Here is a 1,342-nt window from a genome sequence, read left to right as displayed (position 1 = left end):
GAACGCGGTATTACAATACTAATTGCATCAAGCCGCGATAACTGACCCCTCACAAATCCGTTGCCAGCACGGATTTAAGCACTAAGCATCAAGCCGTTAAAGATGCCAATGGACGCGCTTATAACCGTACTAAATACATTAAACAACGCCATGACATGATGCAACACTGGAGCGATTACTTAGACGGTTTACGAGTGGGTAGCGGTGTAGTATGAATTTAGAAATGTTCCCTTTAGAATGGTTAGAATTACCCGATGATGAATTAGGTTATCACTTACTCGCAGTTTGGGCAGGCTATCACGCACAAAAACTAAATATACCCATTCACCTTGTTACTTTTGATTTTGTAGAAGCTATACGCAGTCAGACCCTAAAGATGGATACTGACAATGTGGAACACGTAGCACTGGAGAAAGCCATAAAACTAATAGCAGAGGGACAACCCGCAAGAGGTGGTAAGCTATTCAGAGAGCATATGAAAAAAGGTGCGACATTTATAGCGGCACTAGATGAAGCAGTCACAGGCCGAAGACGGCAAACAGCCAATGCCAAAAAACCACGCCCTACACCCTTTCAACAATTGATTATTAACCTTATTACCAAAGACCCTAACATGACTGAAAATGCACTTGAACACGCACTAAAGAAGCAAGAAGGCGTAACTTTTACACCTGACGATATGATTATTTATAAAAAACAAAAACCCATACCTAGAACAGCACTAAAAGATCATTTATTTAGGGCAAAGAAAAAAATAAATTCGCGTTAGCCAGCTAATGCGAAAACAGCAAAGTTTTAATTGTTGAAAATGTACTCACTTAGTCAATTCCGTCAAGTGAGTTTAACCATGACAGCACAAGCAAACATACGATTTTTAAGACAAAAAGAGGTGACACACATAACAGGCATACCACGCCCCACCTTGTACTTGCTAATGAGTAAAGGATTATTCCCTAAGCAAATTAGTATCGGTAGTGGACATTGTGTCGCTTGGCTTGAAAGTGAAGTTTTAGCATTTATGCACGAACGTATTGCAGCAAGAGAGGCCAAGTAATGACTACCCTCTCTTTATTGCTTAATACGATTATTTATTTATTGCCAAAGGTAAACACACATGACGATTTAACACAGACCACAAAAGACAAAGGCCATGACGCACTAACGCCACAGCCTTTTAGCCAATTTTCACCTAAGCACAGGTAATTGACCATGAAAAATTATAGCCGTAGTAACCCCGTATTGTCGCCACATTTTGACGAATGCAAAATTTTTATACACACCCTTGCAGGTAAAGACGCACAATTCACATTCCAGACCTTTGATGATGTCAAAGAACGCTTAG

At 40.2% G+C, this 1,342-nt stretch carries 3 protein-coding genes; all 3 read left to right on the top strand.

Features of this window, described 5'->3' with window-relative positions:
- Positions 1-211: 211 nt before the first annotated feature.
- The 3 genes from Q0212_RS14285 to Q0212_RS14275 all read left to right on the top strand — a co-directional run bounded on the left by Q0212_RS14285 (position 212) and on the right by Q0212_RS14275 (position 1,203).
- Positions 212-769, top strand: a complete 558-nt coding sequence (locus tag Q0212_RS14285) for a hypothetical protein (RefSeq protein WP_297926692.1) — start codon at positions 212-214, stop codon at positions 767-769.
- A gap of 78 nt (positions 770-847) precedes the next feature.
- A complete protein-coding gene (locus tag Q0212_RS14280; RefSeq protein WP_297926689.1) occupies positions 848-1,054 on the top strand; it encodes an AlpA family transcriptional regulator in 207 nt (68 codons plus the stop codon).
- Positions 1,054-1,203 carry a hypothetical protein gene (locus Q0212_RS14275; RefSeq protein ID WP_297926688.1) on the top strand — a complete coding sequence of 50 codons (150 nt, stop codon included), beginning with the start codon at positions 1,054-1,056 and terminating at the stop codon, positions 1,201-1,203. The genes Q0212_RS14280 and Q0212_RS14275 overlap by 1 nt, the downstream gene beginning before the upstream one ends.
- Positions 1,204-1,342 lie beyond the last annotated feature (139 nt).

It is taken from the genome of uncultured Agitococcus sp. (genome assembly GCF_937920075.1).
In the GTDB taxonomy this organism is placed as follows: Bacteria; Pseudomonadota; Gammaproteobacteria; order Pseudomonadales; family Moraxellaceae; genus Agitococcus.
This window is presented reverse-complemented; position numbering and strand designations above follow the sequence as displayed.

What these genes read in the sequence shown, in the direction of transcription:
- Q0212_RS14285 (WP_297926692.1), top strand. Translation starts at nt 212, where the DNA reads ATGAATTTAGAAATGTTCCCTTTAGAATGGTTAGAATTACCCGATGAT.
- Q0212_RS14280 (WP_297926689.1), top strand. Translation starts at nt 848, where the DNA reads ATGACAGCACAAGCAAACATACGATTTTTAAGACAAAAAGAGGTGACA.
- Q0212_RS14275 (WP_297926688.1), top strand. Translation starts at nt 1,054, where the DNA reads ATGACTACCCTCTCTTTATTGCTTAATACGATTATTTATTTATTGCCA.